General features: G+C 59.8%; 15 protein-coding genes and 1 pseudogene. 7 read left to right on the top strand and 9 right to left on the bottom strand.

Going from position 1 to position 18161, the window contains the following annotated elements:
• Positions 1-53 precede the first annotated feature (53 nt).
• The 7 genes and pseudogenes from D882_RS0105235 to D882_RS0105205 all read left to right on the top strand — a co-directional run bounded on the left by D882_RS0105235 (position 54) and on the right by D882_RS0105205 (position 8523).
• A complete protein-coding gene (locus D882_RS0105235; RefSeq protein ID WP_027922264.1) occupies positions 54-635 on the top strand; it encodes an alpha/beta hydrolase in 582 nt (193 codons plus the stop codon).
• A gap of 58 nt (positions 636-693) precedes the next feature.
• Positions 694-1629 (top strand): sigma 54-interacting transcriptional regulator, encoded by a 936-nt coding sequence (locus D882_RS0105230; RefSeq protein WP_027922263.1) that lies wholly within the window; start codon positions 694-696, stop codon positions 1627-1629.
• A 156-nt stretch (positions 1630-1785) separates the two neighbouring features.
• Complete coding sequence (locus D882_RS0105225; RefSeq protein ID WP_027922262.1) at positions 1786-2568, top strand: MetQ/NlpA family ABC transporter substrate-binding protein; 783 nt, start codon at positions 1786-1788, stop codon at positions 2566-2568.
• 398 nt (positions 2569-2966) lie between these two features.
• Positions 2967-3074: pseudogene (locus tag D882_RS1000000132615) on the top strand (glutamine ABC transporter substrate-binding protein); the annotation flags it as partial.
• Between the two features lie 237 nt (positions 3075-3311).
• Positions 3312-4415, top strand: a complete 1104-nt coding sequence (locus tag D882_RS0105215) for an efflux RND transporter periplasmic adaptor subunit (RefSeq protein WP_027922261.1) — start codon at positions 3312-3314, stop codon at positions 4413-4415.
• Positions 4412-5476 (top strand): efflux RND transporter periplasmic adaptor subunit, encoded by a 1065-nt coding sequence (locus D882_RS0105210; RefSeq protein WP_027922260.1) that lies wholly within the window; start codon positions 4412-4414, stop codon positions 5474-5476. The genes D882_RS0105215 and D882_RS0105210 overlap by 4 nt, the downstream gene beginning before the upstream one ends.
• Positions 5473-8523 (top strand): efflux RND transporter permease subunit, encoded by a 3051-nt coding sequence (locus D882_RS0105205; protein ID WP_027922259.1) that lies wholly within the window; start codon positions 5473-5475, stop codon positions 8521-8523. The genes D882_RS0105210 and D882_RS0105205 overlap by 4 nt, the downstream gene beginning before the upstream one ends.
• Before the next feature lie 96 nt (positions 8524-8619).
• Here D882_RS0105205 and D882_RS0105200 read toward each other — a convergent pair whose 3' ends face one another.
• The 9 genes from D882_RS0105200 to tcyN form a co-directional block, all read right to left on the bottom strand.
• Positions 8620-9249, bottom strand: a complete 630-nt coding sequence (locus D882_RS0105200; RefSeq protein WP_027922258.1) for a bifunctional 2-polyprenyl-6-hydroxyphenol methylase/3-demethylubiquinol 3-O-methyltransferase UbiG — start codon at positions 9247-9249, stop codon at positions 8620-8622.
• Between the two features lie 69 nt (positions 9250-9318).
• The gene (locus tag D882_RS0105195; RefSeq protein ID WP_027922257.1) at positions 9319-9963 is read right to left on the bottom strand and encodes a methionine ABC transporter permease; all 645 of its coding nucleotides are present in this window, start codon (positions 9961-9963) and stop codon (positions 9319-9321) included.
• Positions 9953-11074, bottom strand: coding sequence for a methionine ABC transporter ATP-binding protein (locus D882_RS0105190; protein WP_027922256.1), 1122 nt, complete (start codon positions 11072-11074; stop codon positions 9953-9955). The genes D882_RS0105195 and D882_RS0105190 overlap by 11 nt, the downstream gene beginning before the upstream one ends.
• Positions 11075-11076: 2 nt before the next feature.
• Entirely contained in the window at positions 11077-11886 is an 810-nt protein-coding gene (locus D882_RS0105185; RefSeq protein ID WP_027922255.1) for a MetQ/NlpA family ABC transporter substrate-binding protein, read from the bottom strand.
• Positions 11887-12025: 139 nt separating this feature from the next.
• Positions 12026-13384, bottom strand: coding sequence for an LLM class flavin-dependent oxidoreductase (locus D882_RS0105180; protein ID WP_027922254.1), 1359 nt, complete (start codon positions 13382-13384; stop codon positions 12026-12028).
• Positions 13384-14577 carry an SfnB family sulfur acquisition oxidoreductase gene (locus tag D882_RS0105175; RefSeq protein ID WP_027922253.1) on the bottom strand — a complete coding sequence of 398 codons (1194 nt, stop codon included), beginning with the start codon at positions 14575-14577 and terminating at the stop codon, positions 13384-13386. The genes D882_RS0105180 and D882_RS0105175 overlap by 1 nt, the downstream gene beginning before the upstream one ends.
• 39 nt (positions 14578-14616) lie before the next feature.
• The gene (locus tag D882_RS0105170) at positions 14617-15858 is read right to left on the bottom strand and encodes an SfnB family sulfur acquisition oxidoreductase (protein WP_027922252.1); all 1242 of its coding nucleotides are present in this window, start codon (positions 15856-15858) and stop codon (positions 14617-14619) included.
• A gap of 298 nt (positions 15859-16156) precedes the next feature.
• Positions 16157-16921: a hypothetical protein gene (locus D882_RS0105165; protein ID WP_027922251.1), complete on the bottom strand. Its 765-nt coding sequence runs from the start codon at positions 16919-16921 to the stop codon at positions 16157-16159.
• Between the two features lie 487 nt (positions 16922-17408).
• The gene (gene tcyN, locus D882_RS0105160; RefSeq protein ID WP_027922250.1) at positions 17409-18161 is read right to left on the bottom strand and encodes an L-cystine ABC transporter ATP-binding protein TcyN; all 753 of its coding nucleotides are present in this window, start codon (positions 18159-18161) and stop codon (positions 17409-17411) included.

Below are 18161 nucleotides of genomic sequence, written 5' to 3'. Positions count from 1 at the left end.
ATCCCCTCCCTATACTCGATCAGGAACAGACACGCAGCAGGAGAGCTCCCCCCATGCGCAACGAATCAATTCGCTACCTGATTGTGCCGGGCTGGCAAGGGTCGTCGGAAGATCATTGGCAAAGCCACTGGCAGAACAGTCTGCCGAACAGCGCGCGGGTGGAGCAGGCAGATTGGCTGACGCCGCGTCGTGAAGACTGGGTTGCGGCGCTGGCCGAGGCGATTGCCGCCGACAGCACGCCGGTGATCCTGATCGCTCACAGCCTGGGTTGCATCACCGTCGCCCATTGGGCCGCCGCTGCGCCCGTACAGTTTCTGCGTCAGGTGCGCGGTGCCTTGCTGGTCGCGCCTGCGGATGTCGAGCGCCCGGCATGCGCGCCGGCGTTGCGCAACTTTGCGCCGATTCCCACCGACTTGTTGCCGTTCCCATGCCAGGTCGTCAGTTCCGATAACGACAGCGCCGTGAGTGCGCCGCGAGCCCTTGAACTGGCGCGCAACTGGGGTGCCGAGGCGGGGATTTTATCGGGGGCCGGGCACATCAATGTGAAGTCCGGTCACCAGCGCTGGGAGCAGGGTTTTGCCTACCTCTATCGCCTGCAGAACCGCATGGAACTTCACGCCCTGCGCCGCGCTTGAACCTTTTTTCCTTTTAGAATCGCCCCCGTCTCCCGGCGGTTTTGGGCGGGAGTCAGCCATGAGTCTTGAACACTTCGGTCAGCCGCTGCTGACCTTTCCCGATGCAGAAAAAAGTCCCCTGAGCATCCGCGCCAAAGCGCTGGTGTTTGTCGATCCACGTTCGCGGCAATTGCGCCAGGAACTGGAACAACTGGCCCCGCGTTCAATCTCGGTGTTGATTCGCGGTGAAACCGGCAGCGGCAAGGAATTGCTCGCGCGACATATCCACCGCGCCAGTGATCGCGGCGGGTTGTTCGTTTCGGTCAATTGCGGCGCGATCAGCCCAACCTACGCCGATGCTGAATTGTTCGGTTATGCGGCGGGCAGCTTCAGCGGCTCGGCGAGCAGTCGTGCCGGGTGGTTTGGTTCGGCCAACGGCGGCACGCTCTATCTGGATGAGATCGGTGATTTGCCGCTGCCAATCCAGATCAAATTGCTGTCCGCACTTGAGAATCACGAAGTCACCCGGGTGGGTGCACATCAACCGAGCCCGGTGGACGTGCGTCTGGTGGCGGCCACCAGCATTGATCTGGCCCAGGCAGTGGCCGCCGGGAAATTTCATGAGCGGCTTTATCACTACCTCAGCGAAGGACACCTTGAGCTGCCGGCATTGCGTGACCGTGTGGGCGATATCCTCTCACTGGCGGAGTACTTTCTTGGCATCTACAGCCAGCGTCTCGACCTGCCCGTCCCGCTGATCAGTGAGGCCGCGCAGCTGGTGCTGGAGCGGCACGGTTGGCCGGGCAATACCCGAGAGCTGGAAAACGTCATTCATTTCGCATTGCTGGTGAGCACCGGCGACGAGATTTTGCCCGAGCATCTGAATTTGCTGGAGACGCCCGTATCGCTGGCGCAGATCGAGCAGCAGGCGATTCATCTGATCAAAAACGGCACCGCCACGGAGCGTTCCGCGCTCAAGCGTTTACTGGAAAGCCTGACGCAGACGCTACAATGATCTTTATGAACAAAATGGAATATGAAAGTGAATAAAAGATATTATTCGGGAATAAAAAATCCGGGTATTGTCCGCTTCACGCCAGCGATAGCACTTCAATGGCACTTGTATTTAGCCGTCGTCGACGACGACCGAGATTTTCGATAAGGACACTGCATGAAAAAGGTTCTGTTGTTCACCGCACTGGCGGCTGCCCTGACTGCTGGCCTGGCCCAGGCTGGCGAGAAACTTGTGGTTGCGGCGACCCCGATTCCACACGCCGAGATTCTTGAGCTGATCAAGCCAACCCTCGCCAAAGAAGGCGTGGACCTGGAAATCAAAGTCTTCACCGACTACGTTCAGCCAAACGTACAGGTTGACCAGAAGCGTCTGGACGCCAACTATTTCCAGACCCTGCCGTACCTGAAAAGCTTCAACGAAGGCAAAGGCACCAACCTGGTGACTGTGATCGGCGTACACGTCGAACCGTTTGGCGGCTACTCGAAGAAAGTCAAAACCCTGGCTGAGCTCAAAGATGGCGCGACCATTGCCATCCCTAACGAAGGCAGCAACAGCGGCCGTGCCCTGATCCTGCTGCAGAAGGCTGGCCTGATCGAACTGAAAGACCCGAAAAACGCGCTGGCTACGCCGAAAGACATCGCCAAGAACCCGCACAACTTCAAGTTCAAGGAACTGGAATCGGCCATGCTGCCGCGTGTGCTGGATCAGGTTGACCTGGACATGATCAACACCAACTACGCGCTGGAAGCAGGCCTGAACCCGGCTAAAGACGCGCTGGTGATCGAAGGTGCAGATTCGCCTTATGTGAACTTCCTGGTGGCTCGTCCGGACAACAAGGACAGCGTTGCCATTCAGAAACTGGCCAAGGCTTTGACCAGTCCTGAAGTGAAAGCCTTCATCGAGAAGAAGTACAGCGGCGCGGTTCTGCCGGCGTTCTGATTCGACGCAGCAACAAAACTCTTCAAGGTTTCAATCGCCGACGGCTGATAAAGCGTCGGCGTGGTCATTCCCACGCTCCGCGTGGGAACGATCAACCCTCTCAGGCCACCCCGGCCTTCAACGCCCTGCGCAACGCCACCAATAACTTCACGAAGTCTTGCGGATCCAGTCGCTCTGGCACTTTTACGTCTGCCATTTTCTCTTCCTTGTGAGGGTTCGGCCGAGGGAGTCTGGCCAAAAACTGTCCGTCCTTGGAGGGGCATTTCGAAAAAAAGATCCCTCCTACAGCGCAAAGGAAAGTAGTCGTCATCCATTGCGACAGCAAATCTGCGACTGGTTTTTTGCGTGATATCTATATGCTTTAACGGTATTTAGATTCTTGCGTTTAAAGTCGGTGGGTGCTGTTCAGTTGGGCCAAATAAAACCCGGGCTACCGCGTGTTGACTCTGGGTGCCGAAGCACCGATTTCGCCAGCGGCGAAGAAGTACCTGCTCAAGCTGTACGACTAATATGTTCGCAAGGAACCGAGCGATGACACCAAGCCTGAGAGCGTGATTGTCGAGGCGGTTTAGAAGTCTCCGATAAGTTCGGCCAATGCCCTCATCAGGCACTCGCAGCCTCTACGACAGGCGTTTTCAGCGCCATCCATCACGGTTTTTTTCTTCATAAGCCGGGTGTGCAAGCTTTGAACGCTGTTCTAAGCTCTCTGTCGTATTGCCCATAAAAAAGGCCTAGGAGTTTGCATGGCGGTCACCGGATTGAAAGTCATCATGGCCTTGAGCGTCGTCACTCTGCTGACGGCGTGCGATAAAAAAGAACCCATCAAGGAATACCTGCCGAGGGTGTTCATACAAGTCGTCAAACCGGCGGATTACGCCGCCGCGGTCACCCTCACCGGCGATATCCAGGCCCGGGTCCAGACCGAGCTGTCGTTTCGCGTGGGCGGCAAGATCATCCAGCGATCGGTAGACGTCGGTGACCGGGTGACGGCCAAACAAGTGCTGGCCCGCCTCGATCCCAAGGATTTGCAGACCAGTGTCGATTCGGCGCAGGCCCAAGTGGTCGCCCAACAGGCGCTGGTCAAACAGAATGCCGCGGCGTTCGTGCGCCAGGAAAAACTCCTGCCCAAGGGCTATACCAGCCAGAGCGAGTACGACTCGGCGCAGGCGGCGTTGCGCAGCAGTCAGAGCGCCCTGAGCGCGGCCCAGGCGCAGTTGGCCAATGCCCGCGATCAACTGAGCTACACCGCACTGATTGCCGATGCGCCGGGCATCATTACCGCGCGTCAGGCCGAAGTCGGCCAGGTGGTGCAGGCGACAATGCCGGTGTTCAGCCTGGCCCGCGATGGCGATCGGGATGCGGTATTCAACGTCTATGAAGCGCTGCTGGCCGAGAAGCCAACGGATGACGCCATTGTCCTCAGCCTGCTCGACAACCCCGAGATCAAAACCACCGGCAAGGTACGCGAAGTGACCCCGGCGGTGTCCGCCCAGTCCGGCACAATACAGGTCAAGGTGGGCCTGGACAGTCTGCCGCCGGGCATGCAGCTCGGGTCGGTGGTGAGCGCCACGGCCAAGGGCGCGGGCAAATCCTCGGTGGAGTTGCCGTGGTCTGCCCTGACCAAGAACATCAGTCAACCCGCCGTCTGGTTGATCGACGAAAAGGGCCAGGCCCAGTTGCATTCGGTCACGGTAGGCCGCTACCTGACGGGCAAAGTCATCATCAGCAAAGGGCTCACCGGTGGGGAGAAAGTCGTGATCGCCGGTGGGCAATTGCTGCACCCGGGCATGGAAGTCGAGATTGCCGAAAATACTTACAAGGATCTGGGTGGGGGAGCCAAGCCATGAAGCCTTTATGGGCGTTGTCCATCGGGCTGGTGCTGAGCGCCTGCTCCAAAAACGAGCCACCGCCGGAGCCGATACGTCCGGTGTTGTCGATCAAGGTCCAGGCCTTGAAAGAAGAGGATCTGGGCCGGTTTGCCGGCAGCATTCAGGCGCGCTATGAAAGCAATACCGGCTTTCGCGTGGCCGGGCGCATCGCCAGTCGTAACGTCAATGTCGGGGCCGAGGTGACCAAGGATACGCTGCTGGCCACCCTTGATCCTTCCGACCAGCAAAACCAGTTGCGCTCAGCCCAGGGCGATCTGGCGAAAGTCCAGGCGCAACTGATCAACGCGCAAGCCAACGCGCAGCGTCAGCAGTCGTTGTTTGATCGCGGGGTTGGCGCGCAGGCGCAACTGGACGATGCCCTGACTCAGTTGAAAACCACCCAGGCGTCCCTCGATCAGGCCCAGGCGGCGGTCAGCCAGAGCAAGGATCAACTCGGCTACACCGAATTGCGCTCCGACCATAAAGCCGTGGTTACCGCGTGGAATGCCGAGGCCGGCCAAGTGGTGACCGCCGGCCAGCAAGTGGTGACCCTGGCGCAACCGGACATCAAGGAAGCGGTGATCGACCTGCCCGATACCCTGGTCGATCAACTGCCTGATGACGTGGTGTTCCAGGTCGCTGCTCAACTCGACCCGAACACCAACACCACCGCGACCATCCGTGAAATCGAGCCCCAGGCGCAGAGTGCCACCCGTACCCGTCGTGCGCGCCTCACTCTGACTGAAACGCCGCCGGGCTTTCGTTTGGGGACTGCGATCAGCGTCACTCTGAGTTCGGCGATCAAGCCGCGCATCGAACTGCCGCTCACCGCGTTGCAGGAGGTCGACGGCAAACCCCGTATCTGGGTCCTTGATACACAGAACAAGACCGTGGCACCCAGGGACGTCAAGGTCATCAGCCGCACCGACAGCACCGTGGTGCTGGCCGGTGGCGTCAAAAACGGTGAGCGCGTCATCACGGCCGGCGTAAACAGCCTCAAACCGGGGCAACCAGTGAAATTTGACGAGGACAGTCAATGAAAGGGCCTTTCAACCTCTCCGAATGGGCCCTCAAGCACCAGTCGTTCGTCTGGTACCTGATGTTCGTCGCGTTGCTGATGGGGGTGTTCTCGTACTTCAACCTGGGGCGCGAAGAAGACCCTTCGTTCACCATCAAGACCATGGTGATCCAGAGCAAATGGCCGGGCGCGACCCAGGAGGAAACCCTCAAGCAAATCACCGACCGCATCGAGAAAAAACTCGAAGAACTTGATTCTCTCGACTACGTAAAAAGCTACACGCGGCCCGGCGAATCCACGGTCTACGTGTACCTGCGCGACACCACCAGTGCCAAGGACATTCCGGAAATCTGGTACCAGGTGCGCAAGAAGATCAACGATATTCGCGGCCAGTTCCCCCAAGGCATGCAGGGCCCCGGGTTCAACGACGAATTTGGTGATGTGTTCGGTTCGATCTACGCCTTCACCGCCGATGGCCTGACCATGCGCCAGTTGCGTGACTACGTGGAGCAGGCCCGCGCCGAGATTCGCGACGTGCCGGGGCTGGGCAAGATCGAGATGGTCGGCCAGCAGGACGAAGTGCTGTACCTGAACTTTTCCACGCGCAAACTCGCGGCGCTGGGCATTGATCAGCGTCAGGTGGTGCAGAGCCTGCAATCGCAGAACGCCGTGACCCCGGCGGGGGTGATCGAGGCCGGGCCGGAGCGGATTTCGGTACGGACCTCGGGGCAGTTTGCCTCGGAGAAAGACCTCGCCGAGGTCAACCTCAAGCTCAACGACCGTTTCTATCGGTTGGCCGACATTGCCGAAATCAGTCGCGGCTACGTCGATCCGGCGTCCCCGGAATTCCGCTTCAACGGCCAACCGGCCATCGGCCTGGCGATTGCCATGCAGAAGGGCGGCAACGTCCAGGCATTCGGTAAGGCTTTGCATGAACGGATCAACCAACTGACTGCCGACTTGCCGGTGGGTGTCGGTGTGCACAACGTGTCCGATCAGGCGGTGGTGGTGGAAGAAGCTGTAGGCGGTTTCACCAGTGCGCTGTTCGAGGCGGTGATCATCGTGCTGGTGGTCAGCTTCATCAGTCTTGGCGTGCGTGCCGGGCTGGTGGTGGCGTGCTCGATCCCGCTGGTGCTGGCGATGGTGTTTGTGTACATGGAGTACAGCGGCATCACCATGCAGCGGATCTCCCTGGGTGCGCTGATCATTGCCCTCGGCCTGTTGGTGGACGACGCGATGATCACCGTGGAGATGATGGTCACGCGCCTGGAAATGGGCGAGACCAAGGAGCAGGCGGCCACGTTCGCCTACACCTCCACCGCGTTCCCGATGCTCACCGGTACGCTGGTGACAGTGGCGGGTTTTGTGCCTATCGGCCTGAACGCCAGTTCTGCCGGCGAATACACCTACACGCTGTTTGCGGTGATTGCCTGCGCCATGTTGGTGTCGTGGGTGGTGGCGGTGCTGTTTGCGCCGGTGATCGGCGTGCACATCCTCAGCACCAACGTGAAACCGCACGAAGGCGAACCCGGTCGCGTCGGCAAAGCCTTTAATGGCGGCTTGCTGTGGTGCCTGCGCAATCGCTGGTGGGCCATTGGCATCACCGTGCTGTGCTTTGCGTTGGCGGTGTTCAGCATGCGTTTCGTGCAGAACCAGTTCTTTCCGTCTTCGGATCGACCGGAAATCCTGGTGGACCTGAACCTGCCGCAAAACGCCTCGATCGACGAAACCCGCAAAGCGGTCGATCGCCTTGAGGCCGAGCTCAAGGACGACCCGGACATCGTGCGCTGGAGCACCTACATCGGTCAGGGTGCGATCCGTTTCTACCTGCCACTCGATCAACAACTGCAAAACCCCTACTACGCGCAGCTGGTGATCGTCAGCAAGGGCAAAACCCGTGAAGCCTTGAGCCAGCGGATTCGCGACATCTTGCGCAAGGACTTCGTCGGCATTGGCGGTTACGTCCAGGCCCTGGAAATGGGCCCGCCGGTAGGCCGTCCGATCCAGTACCGGGTCAGCGGCAAAGACATCGACCAGGTTCGTCGTCATGCCATCGACCTGGCCACCGAGCTGGATAAAAACCCGCACATCGGCGAGATCATTTACGACTGGAACGAGCCGGGCAAAGTGCTGCGCATCGACATCGCCCAGGACAAGGCGCGGCAACTGGGGCTGTCTTCCGAAGACGTGGCGGAGTTGATGAACGGCATCGTCAGTGGCGCGCCCGTGACCCAGGTCGATGACGATATTTACCTGATCAACGTGGTTGGCCGTGCGGTGGATTCCGAACGGGGCACGCCGGAAACGCTGCAGAACCTGCAGATCGTTTCGCCCAATGGAACGTCGATTCCGTTGCTGGCATTTGCGACCGTGCGTTACGAACTGGAGCAGCCGCTGGTGTGGCGTCGCGACCGTCTACCGACGATCACCATCAAGGCTGCGGTGCGTGACGAGATTCAGCCGACGGACCTGGTGCGGCTGCTGAAACCGTCCATCGACGCCTTCGCCGCCACGTTGCCGGCAGGTTACAAGGTCGCCACCGGCGGTACGGTGGAAGAGAGCGGCAAGGCCCAGGGGCCGATTGCCAAGGTCGTGCCGTTGATGCTGTTCTTGATGGCGACCTTCCTGATGATCCAGTTGCACAGCGTGCAGAAGCTGTTCCTCGTGGCCAGCGTCGCACCGTTGGGCCTGATCGGCGTGGTGATCGCGCTGGTGCCGACGGGCACGCCGATGGGCTTCGTCGCTATCCTCGGGATTCTGGCGCTGATCGGCATCATCATTCGTAACTCGGTGATTCTGGTGACCCAGATCGATGAATACGAGAAGAAAGGCTTTGCGCCGTGGGACGCGGTGGTCCAGGCCACCGAGCATCGACGCCGGCCGATCTTGCTGACGGCTGCGGCGGCGAGCCTGGGGATGATCCCGATTGCCCGGGAAGTGTTCTGGGGGCCGATGGCGTACGCGATGATTGGCGGGATCATCATCGCGACGTTGCTGACGCTGCTGTTTTTGCCGGCGCTTTATGTGGCCTGGTACAAGATTCGCGAACCGAAGAAAGAGGCGACTTAAAAAATCGAGCGCTTCGCGCTCCGCTCCCACATTGGATCTGTGGCGTTCACAAATTCCCTGTGGGAGCGAGCTTGCTCGCGATGGCGACCGACCAGCCTAAATAGCCTTAAGCCAAACACTCGCCAACCAAGGCTGCTGCTCCCGCGGCAGCCCCGCTGGCCGGTAGTAATGCTCCAGCTCCACAAACCCCGCCTCGGTCAGCAGTTGTCGCCATGCCGCAAGATCGTGATAAGCCCCATAACGCGGACCGTTCCAGCCTTCCTGATTCTCCCCACGTGGATTGGAGCTGAACAACACCCCACCCGGTTTCAACGCCCCCCGCAATTCCTTCAACACTCGAGGCAGTTCCTGTCGCGGGATGTGAAACAGCACCGCATTGGCAAAAATCCCGTCGAAGCGCTCGGCTGGTAAATCCAGCTTCAAAAAATCCTGCTGCCAGACTTCACAACCGCTGTCCTCACGCGCCATCTGCGCAAACTTTTCCGACCCGTCGAGGCCGACGGCGGTATGCCCCATGCGCGTGAACGTTTGCAGATCTCGGCCAGGACCGCAGCCGAAGTCGAGAATGTCGAACGGCGCCTCGCTTTGAATGTGCCGCAACAGGGCATCGATGTTCTGGCTGACGTCGTGATCGCGCGTGCCTTCACGGAAACCTTCGGCCACCGAGTTGTAATGGCCCAGGGTGGTAGCTGTGATCTGCTGGAGGTCGTCGGGAGTCTGTTTCATGAGGAGGCTGCGCAGGCAATTGGGGTTTGCCGAATATACGCCATGCTACAAGGTGTATGCCCCTCTCGATTAGCGCTTGTTGAGCCCCCGAGCCAACCGATCCCCACCGAGCTGAATGATTGCCACCAACACCACCAGCAACACAATCACCGTCAACATGATCTGGCTGTCAAAACGCTGATACCCATACCGGTACGCAATGTCGCCCAACCCGCCGGCGCCAATCGCCCCGGCCATGGCCGACGAGTTGATCATCGTCACCAGCGTAATTGTGAACCCCCCGACGATCCCCGGCAGCGCTTCCGGCAGCAGCACATGCCAGACAATGTGCCAACGCCGGCAACCCATCGCTTGCGCGGCTTCGATCAAGCCGAAATCGACCTCGCGCAAGCTGACCTCGGCAATCCGTGCAAAGAACGGCGTTGCAGCGATGGTCAGCGGCACCACGGCCGCCCAGACGCCATACGTGGTGCCGACAATCAGCCGGGTAAACGGAATCAGCGCCACCATCAAAATCAAGAATGGAATCGAGCGGAACAGGTTCACGAACGCCCCCAAGGCGCGGTTCAGTGTCGGTGCTTCGTAGATGCCGCCCTTGGAACTGGTGACCAGAAACACCGCCAGCGGAATACCCACCAACAGCGCGATCAATGACGACACGCCGACCATCAGGAAGGTGTCGATAAAGCCTTGCAGCAAGCGATCAAACCACATAACCCAGCACCTCCACCTGTTGCGCCCATTGGCTGGCGCGTTGGCACACGTCTTCGGCATCAAACGGCGAGCCGGTGACCGCCAATAACAACTGCCCCAGCGCATGGCCCTGAATCCGTTCCACGCCACCCTGCAGCAAGCGCACGCGCCCCCCGAGGGCGCTGAACAAGGCGGCCAGGTCCGGCTCGTCGGTGGCACTGCCGGTGAACTGCAAGCGCAGCACCACCGCCGTTTCCGAAGAAAGCGGCAGTGGGCGCAAACGGCTTTGCAGTTCTTCCGGCAGGGCGTGTTGCAATGGGGCGAGCAAGGTCTTGCTGACCTCATGCTGCGGGTTGCCGAAAACTTCCCAGACCGGTCCTTGCTCGACGATTTTGCCGTGTTCGAGCACCACGACGCGGTCGCAAATATCGCGGATCACCGCCATCTCGTGGGTGATCAGGACGATGGTCAAACCCAGGCGCTGGTTGATCTCGCGTAGCAGGCCGAGGATCGATTGGGTGGTCTCCGGGTCCAGCGCTGAAGTGGCTTCGTCACACAGCAGAATTGCCGGGTCATGCACCAACGCGCGGGCGATGCCGACGCGCTGTTTCTGCCCGCCAGACAGCTGCGCCGGATACGCGTTGTGCTTGCCTTGCAGGCCCACCAGTTCAAGCAGTTCGCGAACCTTTCGCTCGCGTTTGTCCTTGGACACCCCGGCGACTTTCAGCGGCAGCTCGACGTTCTGCCACACCGTTTTGGCCGACATCAGGTTGAAGTGCTGGAAGATCATGCCGATCCGTCGACGCAGCGCCACCAAGCGGTCTTCATCGAACTCGCCGATGTCCACCTGATCGATCAGCACGCGGCCGGTGCTCGGTTGCTCCAGCCGGTTGATGGTGCGGATCAGCGATGATTTGCCGGCACCGCTGCGGCCGATGATGCCGAACACTTCGCCGTGCTGGATCGCCAGGTCGATGCCCTGCAACGCCGCCACCGGACCCTGCTGGCCGTTGTAGGTTTTGCCCAGGCCGACGAAGCGCACATGAGCCCGATTGAGCTCCGGGTGCAGTTCGGTGCGTTGAGCGTTTTTGAGCGCTGGACTCTCCAGTCGCAGTGGGGTGGCGGCCGTCATTCTCAGCTTTCCCAACCGGCTTGGTAGAGCTTGCCGTGGGCCTTGTCCAGGGCTGCACGAACGGCCGGCGAATGCTGGTAGATGTCGACGAATTTGATCAGGCGCGGGTCGGTTTTGCTCTTCGGCTGGATCACGAACTGGATCACGTATTCCTTGTGGTCGAGGCCGTCGAACAGCAGCGCGGAACCGGCATCGAAGGTCTTCGAAAGACGGATGTAGGCCGGGTAGCCCTGGACCAGATCAGCATCGTCGTAGGCGCGCACCAGTTGCACGGCTTCGACCTGGAGGATTTTGATCTGCTTCGGGTTGGCGATGATGTCGTCTTCGGTGGCTTTGTAGCCGACGCCGGGTTTGAGCGTGATCAGGCCAGCCTTGGCCAGCAATTGCAGGCCGCGTCCGCTGTTGATCGGGTCGTTGGCGATGGCCACGCTGGCGCCTTGCGGGAGTTCGTCGAAGCTTTTGTATTTCTTCGAGTAGAGACCGACGTTGTTGATGATCCCCGGCGCGAACGGCACCAAGTCAAAACCGGAAGCGGCCTTGGCGTTTTCCAGGAACGGGATGTGCTGGAAATAGTTCACGTCGATGTCGCCGGCGGCGAGGCTGACGTTCGGGGCGATCCAGTCGCTGAACTCCACCAGTTCGACTTTCAGGCCTTGTTTGGAGGCCTCTTCGACGGCGGCTTCGAGGGGGATGGCGAAGGCGGCGGTGGTGCCGATTTTCAACGGTGCGTCGGCGGCGAACACCGCCGAGCTGAACAGGCCGAGGGCCAGGGCCAGTGCTTTGACTGGGTGGATCAGAAATGTTTTTTTCATGTGGAATTTCCAGTCATAAGTTATTTTGGGAACAGCACAGATCAACTGTGGGAGCTGGCTTGCCTGCGATAGCGGTGGGTCAGTTGAAGTAGTGGCTGCTGACACTCCGCTATCGTGGGCAAGCCCGCGCCCACAGAATTCAATGGCGGTAGGTAGAGCCGGTGTGTTGCTCAGGCAAATGCGCCTCACCCTGAAACAGCTTCTCCCGCAAGCTGCCCTGGTCATAAGCCGTCTTGTACGACCCTCGACGCTGCAACTCCGGAATCACCAGTTCAATGAAATCCACATAGCTTTCCGGGGTGACAATCCGTGTCAGGTTGAAGCCGTCCAGGCCGGTTTCGGCGATCCACGATTCCAGTTCATCCGCCACGTGTTCCGGTGAACCGACCACCGTGATATAGCGGCCGCCGAGGGCGTGTTGCTCGAGCAATTTGCGCCGGGTCCAGTCGTTGTTTTGCAGGTTTTTGGTCGCCGACTGGATCGCGTTGCTCTTCACGTACTGGATCGGTTCGTCGATGGCGTATTCGGAAAAATCGATCCCGGTCGACGCCGAAAAATGCGCGACGCCGGCCTCGGCACTGGCATAGCTCAGGTACTCAGCGTGCTTGGCCCAGGCCAGCTCTTCAGTGGCGCCGACAATCACGTTCAGCCCCATGAACACCTTGATGTCCTCGGGGTTACGTCCGGCCTCGACGGCGCTGGCGCGAACCTTGTCCACCTGGATTTTGGTCGACGGTTTGTTCTGGCCGCTGATGAACACACACTCGGCATGGCGCCCGGCGAACAGCAAGCCGCGATCCGAACTGCCAGCCTGGAACAGCACCGGCGTGCGTTGCGGTGATGGCTCACACAGGTGATAACCCTCGACCTGATAGAACTCGCCCTGGTGCTCGACCTTGTGCACTTTCTCCGGCTGCGCGTAGATCCGTTGCTCGCGGTCGTTGAGCACCGCGCCGTTTTCCCAGCTGCCTTCCCAGAGTTTGTAGAGCACTTCCAGGTACTCATCGGCCTGGTCGTAACGACGGTCATGCTCGACCTGTTCGCTCAGGCCCATGGCCTTGGCGGCGCTGTCGAGGTAGCCGGTGACGATGTTCCAGCCGACCCGGCCACGGCTCAGGTGATCGAGCGTCGACATGCGCCGGGCGAACAGGTATGGCGGTTCGTAAGTGAGGTTGGCGGTCAGGCCGAAGCCGAGATTTTTGGTCACGGCGGCCATGGCCGACACCAGCAGCAGCGGGTCGTTGACCGGCAGCTGGATCGACTCTTTCAGCGGCACGTCCACCGAGTTCTGGTAGACGTCGTACACGCCGACGATGTCGGCGATGAACAGTCCGTCGAACAGCCCGCGCTCCAGCAGTTGCGCCAGTTCGGTCCAGTATTCGAGGGTCTTGTACTGCGTGGAGTTGTCCCGCGGATGGGTCCACAAGCCGTGGTTAATGTGCCCGATGCAGTTCATGTTGAACGCATTGAGCAGGATCTTCTTTTTGGCGTCGGCCATCAGATGGTCCCTCGTAGCGGAGGGTTTTCATCGTTGAGGTAGTAGTTGCCCACTGCGTGATACTTCCAGCGCACCGGGTCGTGCAGCGTATGCACGCGGGCGTTGCGCCAGTGCCGGTCCAGGCCATGTTCGATCAGGGTCGCCTGGCTGCCAGCCAGTTCGAACAGCGTGCTGCCGGCGGCGAGGGAAATTTCAGTGCTGATGGCCCGGGCTTCGGCGACGGCAATCGAGGCGGCGGCGACGGTCTCGGCGTTGGTGTCGGCTTGAGCCTTGTCGAGGAATTCGCCGGAGCGTTCCAGCAGGGCTTCGGTGGCGTGCAGGCGAATGCTCAAGTGCCCGAAACTCTTGATCGTCAGCGGATCATCGGTGGCTTTTTCATGGGTGGCGTCGATCCATGGCCGGGTTTTGGTGCGCACAAAATGCAGCGCATCTTCATAGGCGGCGCGAGCGATGCCGGTGTCGATGGCGGCGTGAAGGATTTGCGCGAGCGGGCCGACGGTGGTCGGGCGTTCGAACGCGCTTTGAAACGGGACCACGTCCTCGGCCGCCACGTACACGTCTTCGAACACTACCGAACCGCTGCCGGTGGTGCGCTGGCCAAAGCCGCTCCAGTCGTCGATGACGGTCAGGCCTTGGCTGTCGCGAGGGACGAACGCCAGTTGCTGTACGCCGTGTTCATCGACCACCGAGGTCGGGATGCGTTGCGCGTAAATCGCGCCGGTTGCGTAGAACTTGCGACCGTTGATGCGATAGCCGTCACCGTCGCGCTTAAGGCTGGTGACGCGGTCGTGAGCGGTTTTGGTGCCAAGTTCGGCGAGCGCATTACCGAAGCGCTGGCCGGCCAGGACTTCGGCGTACAGGCGTTGTTTCTGCGCTTCGCTGCCATTCACACGCAGCACTTCGAGGGCGTAAAAATGGTTCTGCGGGATTTGCCCGAGCGAGCCGTCAGCCTGGGCAATCAAGGCGATCACTTTGGCCAGCGTCACGTTGGACACCCCGGCGCCGCCGTACTCCTTGGGTACACTGATGCCCCACAGGCCCGAGCGGGAAAACACTTCGAGTTCCGGGGTCGGCAAACGACGTTCGCGGTCACGCAGTGCGCTGTCGCGTTTGAAGTCGTCGGCCAGATCACTGGCGACGACCAGGGCTTGCTCGTCGCTGGTTATGACCGCGACGTGGTGGGAATAAGTCATGTGTTTCTCCGGAGATCTGGTCAAAAAGGGTACGGGTCGTCAGATCCAGGAATGCCGCGCCGGCAGCGTGCCGTTGAGGTGATAAGTGCCGACGGCGTAATACTTCCAGCGCACCGGGTCGTGCAGCGTGTGCACGCGGGCGTTGCGCCAATGGCGGTCGAGGTTGAATTCGGCGAGGGTGGCGCGGCTGCCGGCCAGTTCGAAAAGCTTCTCGCTGGCCTGCAGCGAGATCTCGGTGGTCAGCACTTTGGCTTCGGCCACGGCAATCGAGGCGCGGGCGGCCGACTCGGCTGTGACGGGGGCGGCGTTGACCTGATCGAGCACTTGCCCGGCCTTGCGCAGCAGCGCTTCGGCGGCGTGCAATTCGATTTTCAACTTGCCGATATCCGCAATCACGTACAGGTCATCGCTGGCCCGTTCGACCTTGGCGTCGATCCATGGACGCGCGCGGGTTTTCACGAACTCGATGGCGTCGTCGATGGCACCTCGGGCAATCCCCGCGTCGATGGCGGCTTGAATCAGTTGCGACACGGCGCCCTGGAGGTTCGGCTGCTCGTTTATCTTCCAGTTGTCCACCACCAGCTCGGCGTCGACACGCACGTTGTTGAGCAAGAGGGTGCCGCTGGCGGTGGTGCGCTGACCGAAGCCTGACCAGTCATCCACGATGCGCAGCCCCGGCGTGCCGCGACGGACGAAGGCCAGCACTTGTTTGCCATTGTCGTTCAACGCTTTGACCGCAACCCAGTGGGCGAACAGTGCGCCGGTGGAGTAAAACTTCTGCCCATTGAGGACAAAACCGTCGCCGTCGGCGGTGATGCGCGCCTTGAGTTCCAAGGTGTTTTTTGTACCGCGTTCAGGCCCGGCATTGCCGATGCGCCAACCGTCGAGCACGCTTTTGAACAGCTGTTTTTTCTGCGCTTCAGTGGCGCTGCCGAGTACCAGGTTGAGAATGCCAAACTGGTTCTGCGGGATCTGTCCCAATGCCGGGTCTGCCGCGGAAATGATCGCGAATACCTCGGCGACGGTGACGAAAGAAACCTGTGGACCACCGTACTCGCGGGGGATGGCAATGCTGCCTAAACCGCTGCGGGTGAACTGTTCGATTTCCGACCAGGGCAACTTGCGCTGGCGGTCGCGTTTGGCCGCGTGCAGACGAGCGACTTGCGCCAGCTCATGGGCGGCTTTGATGGCTTGTGCGTCGTTGCGCAAGACTTGCGCGGGCAACAACAGGGGGGCGATGTCCAGATCACTCTGAACGATTGCATCTGCCAGACTGGACATCAGTGCCGCTCCTTGGCTGCACGCAATGCCCTGGCGATCTGCACTGGGGTGATTGTGTTCCGGACCATACCTACCTCACATCTCATGGGATCGTCGCGTAGTGGCGACGAATAAAATCAAGAATGTCCGGTGGTCCGGTGCATATACCCTAGGCGTGTATAAAAAATTAATAAACTAACTTTTAGGAATATACATAGAAGGGGTGGCCTACACCCATTTGATGAGTGTGCGCATACCCCTGTAGCAGCAGGCTTCGCCAGCTGCTACACGATTGAGTTCGCCCAGTGTCAACGGGGGCTCAGCGTTTACGCGGTTCGGCCGCCATCAACATCTCCTTCTGCCGTACCTTCAGATAGGGATTGGCGCAACCGATGTTCAGCCAGCGCGGTGGCGCCCAACGCGAGTTGTTACCCACGCGGTCGAGGATGCAATAGGTCACTTCCAACCGCAGGTCTTCGCCGGCTTCGAGAATGATTGCCGGCGGCACCCAGACCTGAATCGGCTGGCCCACCTCGTCGGCCTTGAGCTTGGGCAGGTCCATGCGCACATCGCCCCAGCGCACTGTTATTTCGTCGTCGGCGGCCATGTTCAGGTAGGGCTCGATGGTCAGTGGTACGCCACGCTTGATCTGGTTCGGATTGACCCCTTGGCGGCGAATGGTCTCGGGCAGGCCCACGGGTGCCAGGCTTTGGTTTTCGTCGCCGCACTGGGCCGATAACGAGCCACCAGGGCAGTCCAGCTTGATCTGGACCCGTGTCGCCGGTGATAACGCCGGCCCTTGCCCAACCTGCATGACCTTGTAATGAATGCGTGCGCAGCCGTTGGCAATGAAGCTTTCCGGCACCCGCAGGCCAACGACTGCACCGACGTCGTCGGCGCCCAGCACGCGTGATGCGACGTAGCAGTCGTCCCAGAACAGTTCGATCAGGTCGCCTGCGTCCATGCCGGGGTAGGGCGCCACGTCGATCATGAGATGAGCCGCCGAGATCATGTTGACCCCGGCCTTGTGCGATTGCGCCAGGGTCGGGGCCGCAAGTTCGGGTGTGTTCAAAGTGCTTGTCATGGTTTTTCTCCTTGAAACCTTGCAGCGAAGTTCCGTTTCTGAAAGTTCAAAGGCGTGCATTACCCGGCAACAAATCGCCTTATTACTTGGAAGTTGAATAAGGCTGAAGTGCAAAGGTTGGCGCCTGTTGGCGACTAGATAAGAGTGCGCTTGAATAGGTGTCAATAGAGTTGGCTAGTTAAGTGCTGGATCACCTGTTATTCAGAATAATCCTACGTGCTGAAGTTAATAAGCTGCGGCGAGCTGTCGAACATGGCTACGTTTTTAGGTGTGACATCACGCCGGCGGTGGCCAAGGGTCGCATGTTGTCGAACGCTGGGTTAGGCAAACTTTAGGCGAGAAAGATCTGTTGCAGGACATATATATGTACCGCACCAGGAGGGGGCTGAATTATTTAAAGTAGGGGGGAAGTAGGCGGGAAGGAGTTTTGTTGAAGAATTAGTTGTCACTTCCATCCATGGAAGTTAACAAGTGGCGAGGCGATACTTCAGTGGGTGTTGTTCAAGAACTTACTGAGAAACTGTTTTGTCCGTTCTTCTTTCGGGTTGGCAAACAACGCTTTTGCTTCGCCTTGTTCAACGATCACGCCCTTGTCGAAAAACACCACGCGATTGGCCACGTCCCGGGCAAAACCCATTTCATGAGTAACGATGACCATGGTGCGCTTCTCCTCGGCGAGGCTGCGGATGGCCGCCAGCACCTCACCGACCAGTTCCGGATCGAGCGCCGAGGTCGGCTCATCGAACAGGATCACTTCCGGCTCCATCGCCAGCGCCCGGGCAATCGCCACGCGCTGTTGCTGACCACCGGAAAGGCGCCGCGGGTAAGCATCTTCCTTGCCCGCCAGGCCAACCCTGGCCAAGAGCTTTTTGCCCAGGGCAACGGCTTCGGCGTGCGGGATCTTCTTCACGATGATCGGGCCTTCGATGACGTTTTCCAGAGCAGTACGGTGCGGGAACAGGTTGAAGTTCTGAAACACGAAGCCGACGTGTTGGCGCAGGCGTCGTACCAGACCTTGCTGCTGGTTCAGCGGGCGGCTGCCATCGATCTCGATGTCACCGACCTTGATCCGGCCGCTGGTGGGTTCTTCCAGAAAATTCAGGCACCGCAGGAACGTGGTCTTGCCCGAGCCGCTAGGCCCGATGATCGCCACGACCTCGCCTTCCTTCACTTCAAGATCGATGCCGTTGAGCACGACTTGACCCTTGAACTGCTTTGTCAGTTTTTCCACGACAATCAT

Source organism: Pseudomonas sp. URMO17WK12:I12, assembly GCF_000514395.1.
GTDB lineage: Bacteria > Pseudomonadota > Gammaproteobacteria > Pseudomonadales > Pseudomonadaceae > Aquipseudomonas > Aquipseudomonas mucoides.
Note: the sequence above shows the minus strand (reverse complement) of the source record. Positions and strands in the feature narration are given on the sequence as shown.

Coding starts and splice junctions, on each gene's coding strand:
- D882_RS0105195 (WP_027922257.1), bottom strand. CDS start 9,963: ATGTGGTTTGATCGCTTGCTGCAAGGCTTTATCGACACCTTCCTGATG.
- D882_RS0105200 (WP_027922258.1), bottom strand. CDS start 9,249: ATGAAACAGACTCCCGACGACCTCCAGCAGATCACAGCTACCACCCTG.
- tcyN (WP_027922250.1), bottom strand. CDS start 18,161: ATGATTGTCGTGGAAAAACTGACAAAGCAGTTCAAGGGTCAAGTCGTG.
- D882_RS0105165 (WP_027922251.1), bottom strand. CDS start 16,921: ATGACAAGCACTTTGAACACACCCGAACTTGCGGCCCCGACCCTGGCG.
- D882_RS0105225 (WP_027922262.1), top strand. CDS start 1,786: ATGAAAAAGGTTCTGTTGTTCACCGCACTGGCGGCTGCCCTGACTGCT.
- D882_RS0105215 (WP_027922261.1), top strand. CDS start 3,312: ATGGCGGTCACCGGATTGAAAGTCATCATGGCCTTGAGCGTCGTCACT.
- D882_RS0105230 (WP_027922263.1), top strand. CDS start 694: ATGAGTCTTGAACACTTCGGTCAGCCGCTGCTGACCTTTCCCGATGCA.
- D882_RS0105205 (WP_027922259.1), top strand. CDS start 5,473: ATGAAAGGGCCTTTCAACCTCTCCGAATGGGCCCTCAAGCACCAGTCG.
- D882_RS0105210 (WP_027922260.1), top strand. CDS start 4,412: ATGAAGCCTTTATGGGCGTTGTCCATCGGGCTGGTGCTGAGCGCCTGC.
- D882_RS0105175 (WP_027922253.1), bottom strand. CDS start 14,577: ATGACTTATTCCCACCACGTCGCGGTCATAACCAGCGACGAGCAAGCC.
- D882_RS0105170 (WP_027922252.1), bottom strand. CDS start 15,858: ATGTCCAGTCTGGCAGATGCAATCGTTCAGAGTGATCTGGACATCGCC.
- D882_RS0105185 (WP_027922255.1), bottom strand. CDS start 11,886: ATGAAAAAAACATTTCTGATCCACCCAGTCAAAGCACTGGCCCTGGCC.
- D882_RS0105180 (WP_027922254.1), bottom strand. CDS start 13,384: ATGGCCGACGCCAAAAAGAAGATCCTGCTCAATGCGTTCAACATGAAC.
- D882_RS0105235 (WP_027922264.1), top strand. CDS start 54: ATGCGCAACGAATCAATTCGCTACCTGATTGTGCCGGGCTGGCAAGGG.
- D882_RS0105190 (WP_027922256.1), bottom strand. CDS start 11,074: ATGACGGCCGCCACCCCACTGCGACTGGAGAGTCCAGCGCTCAAAAAC.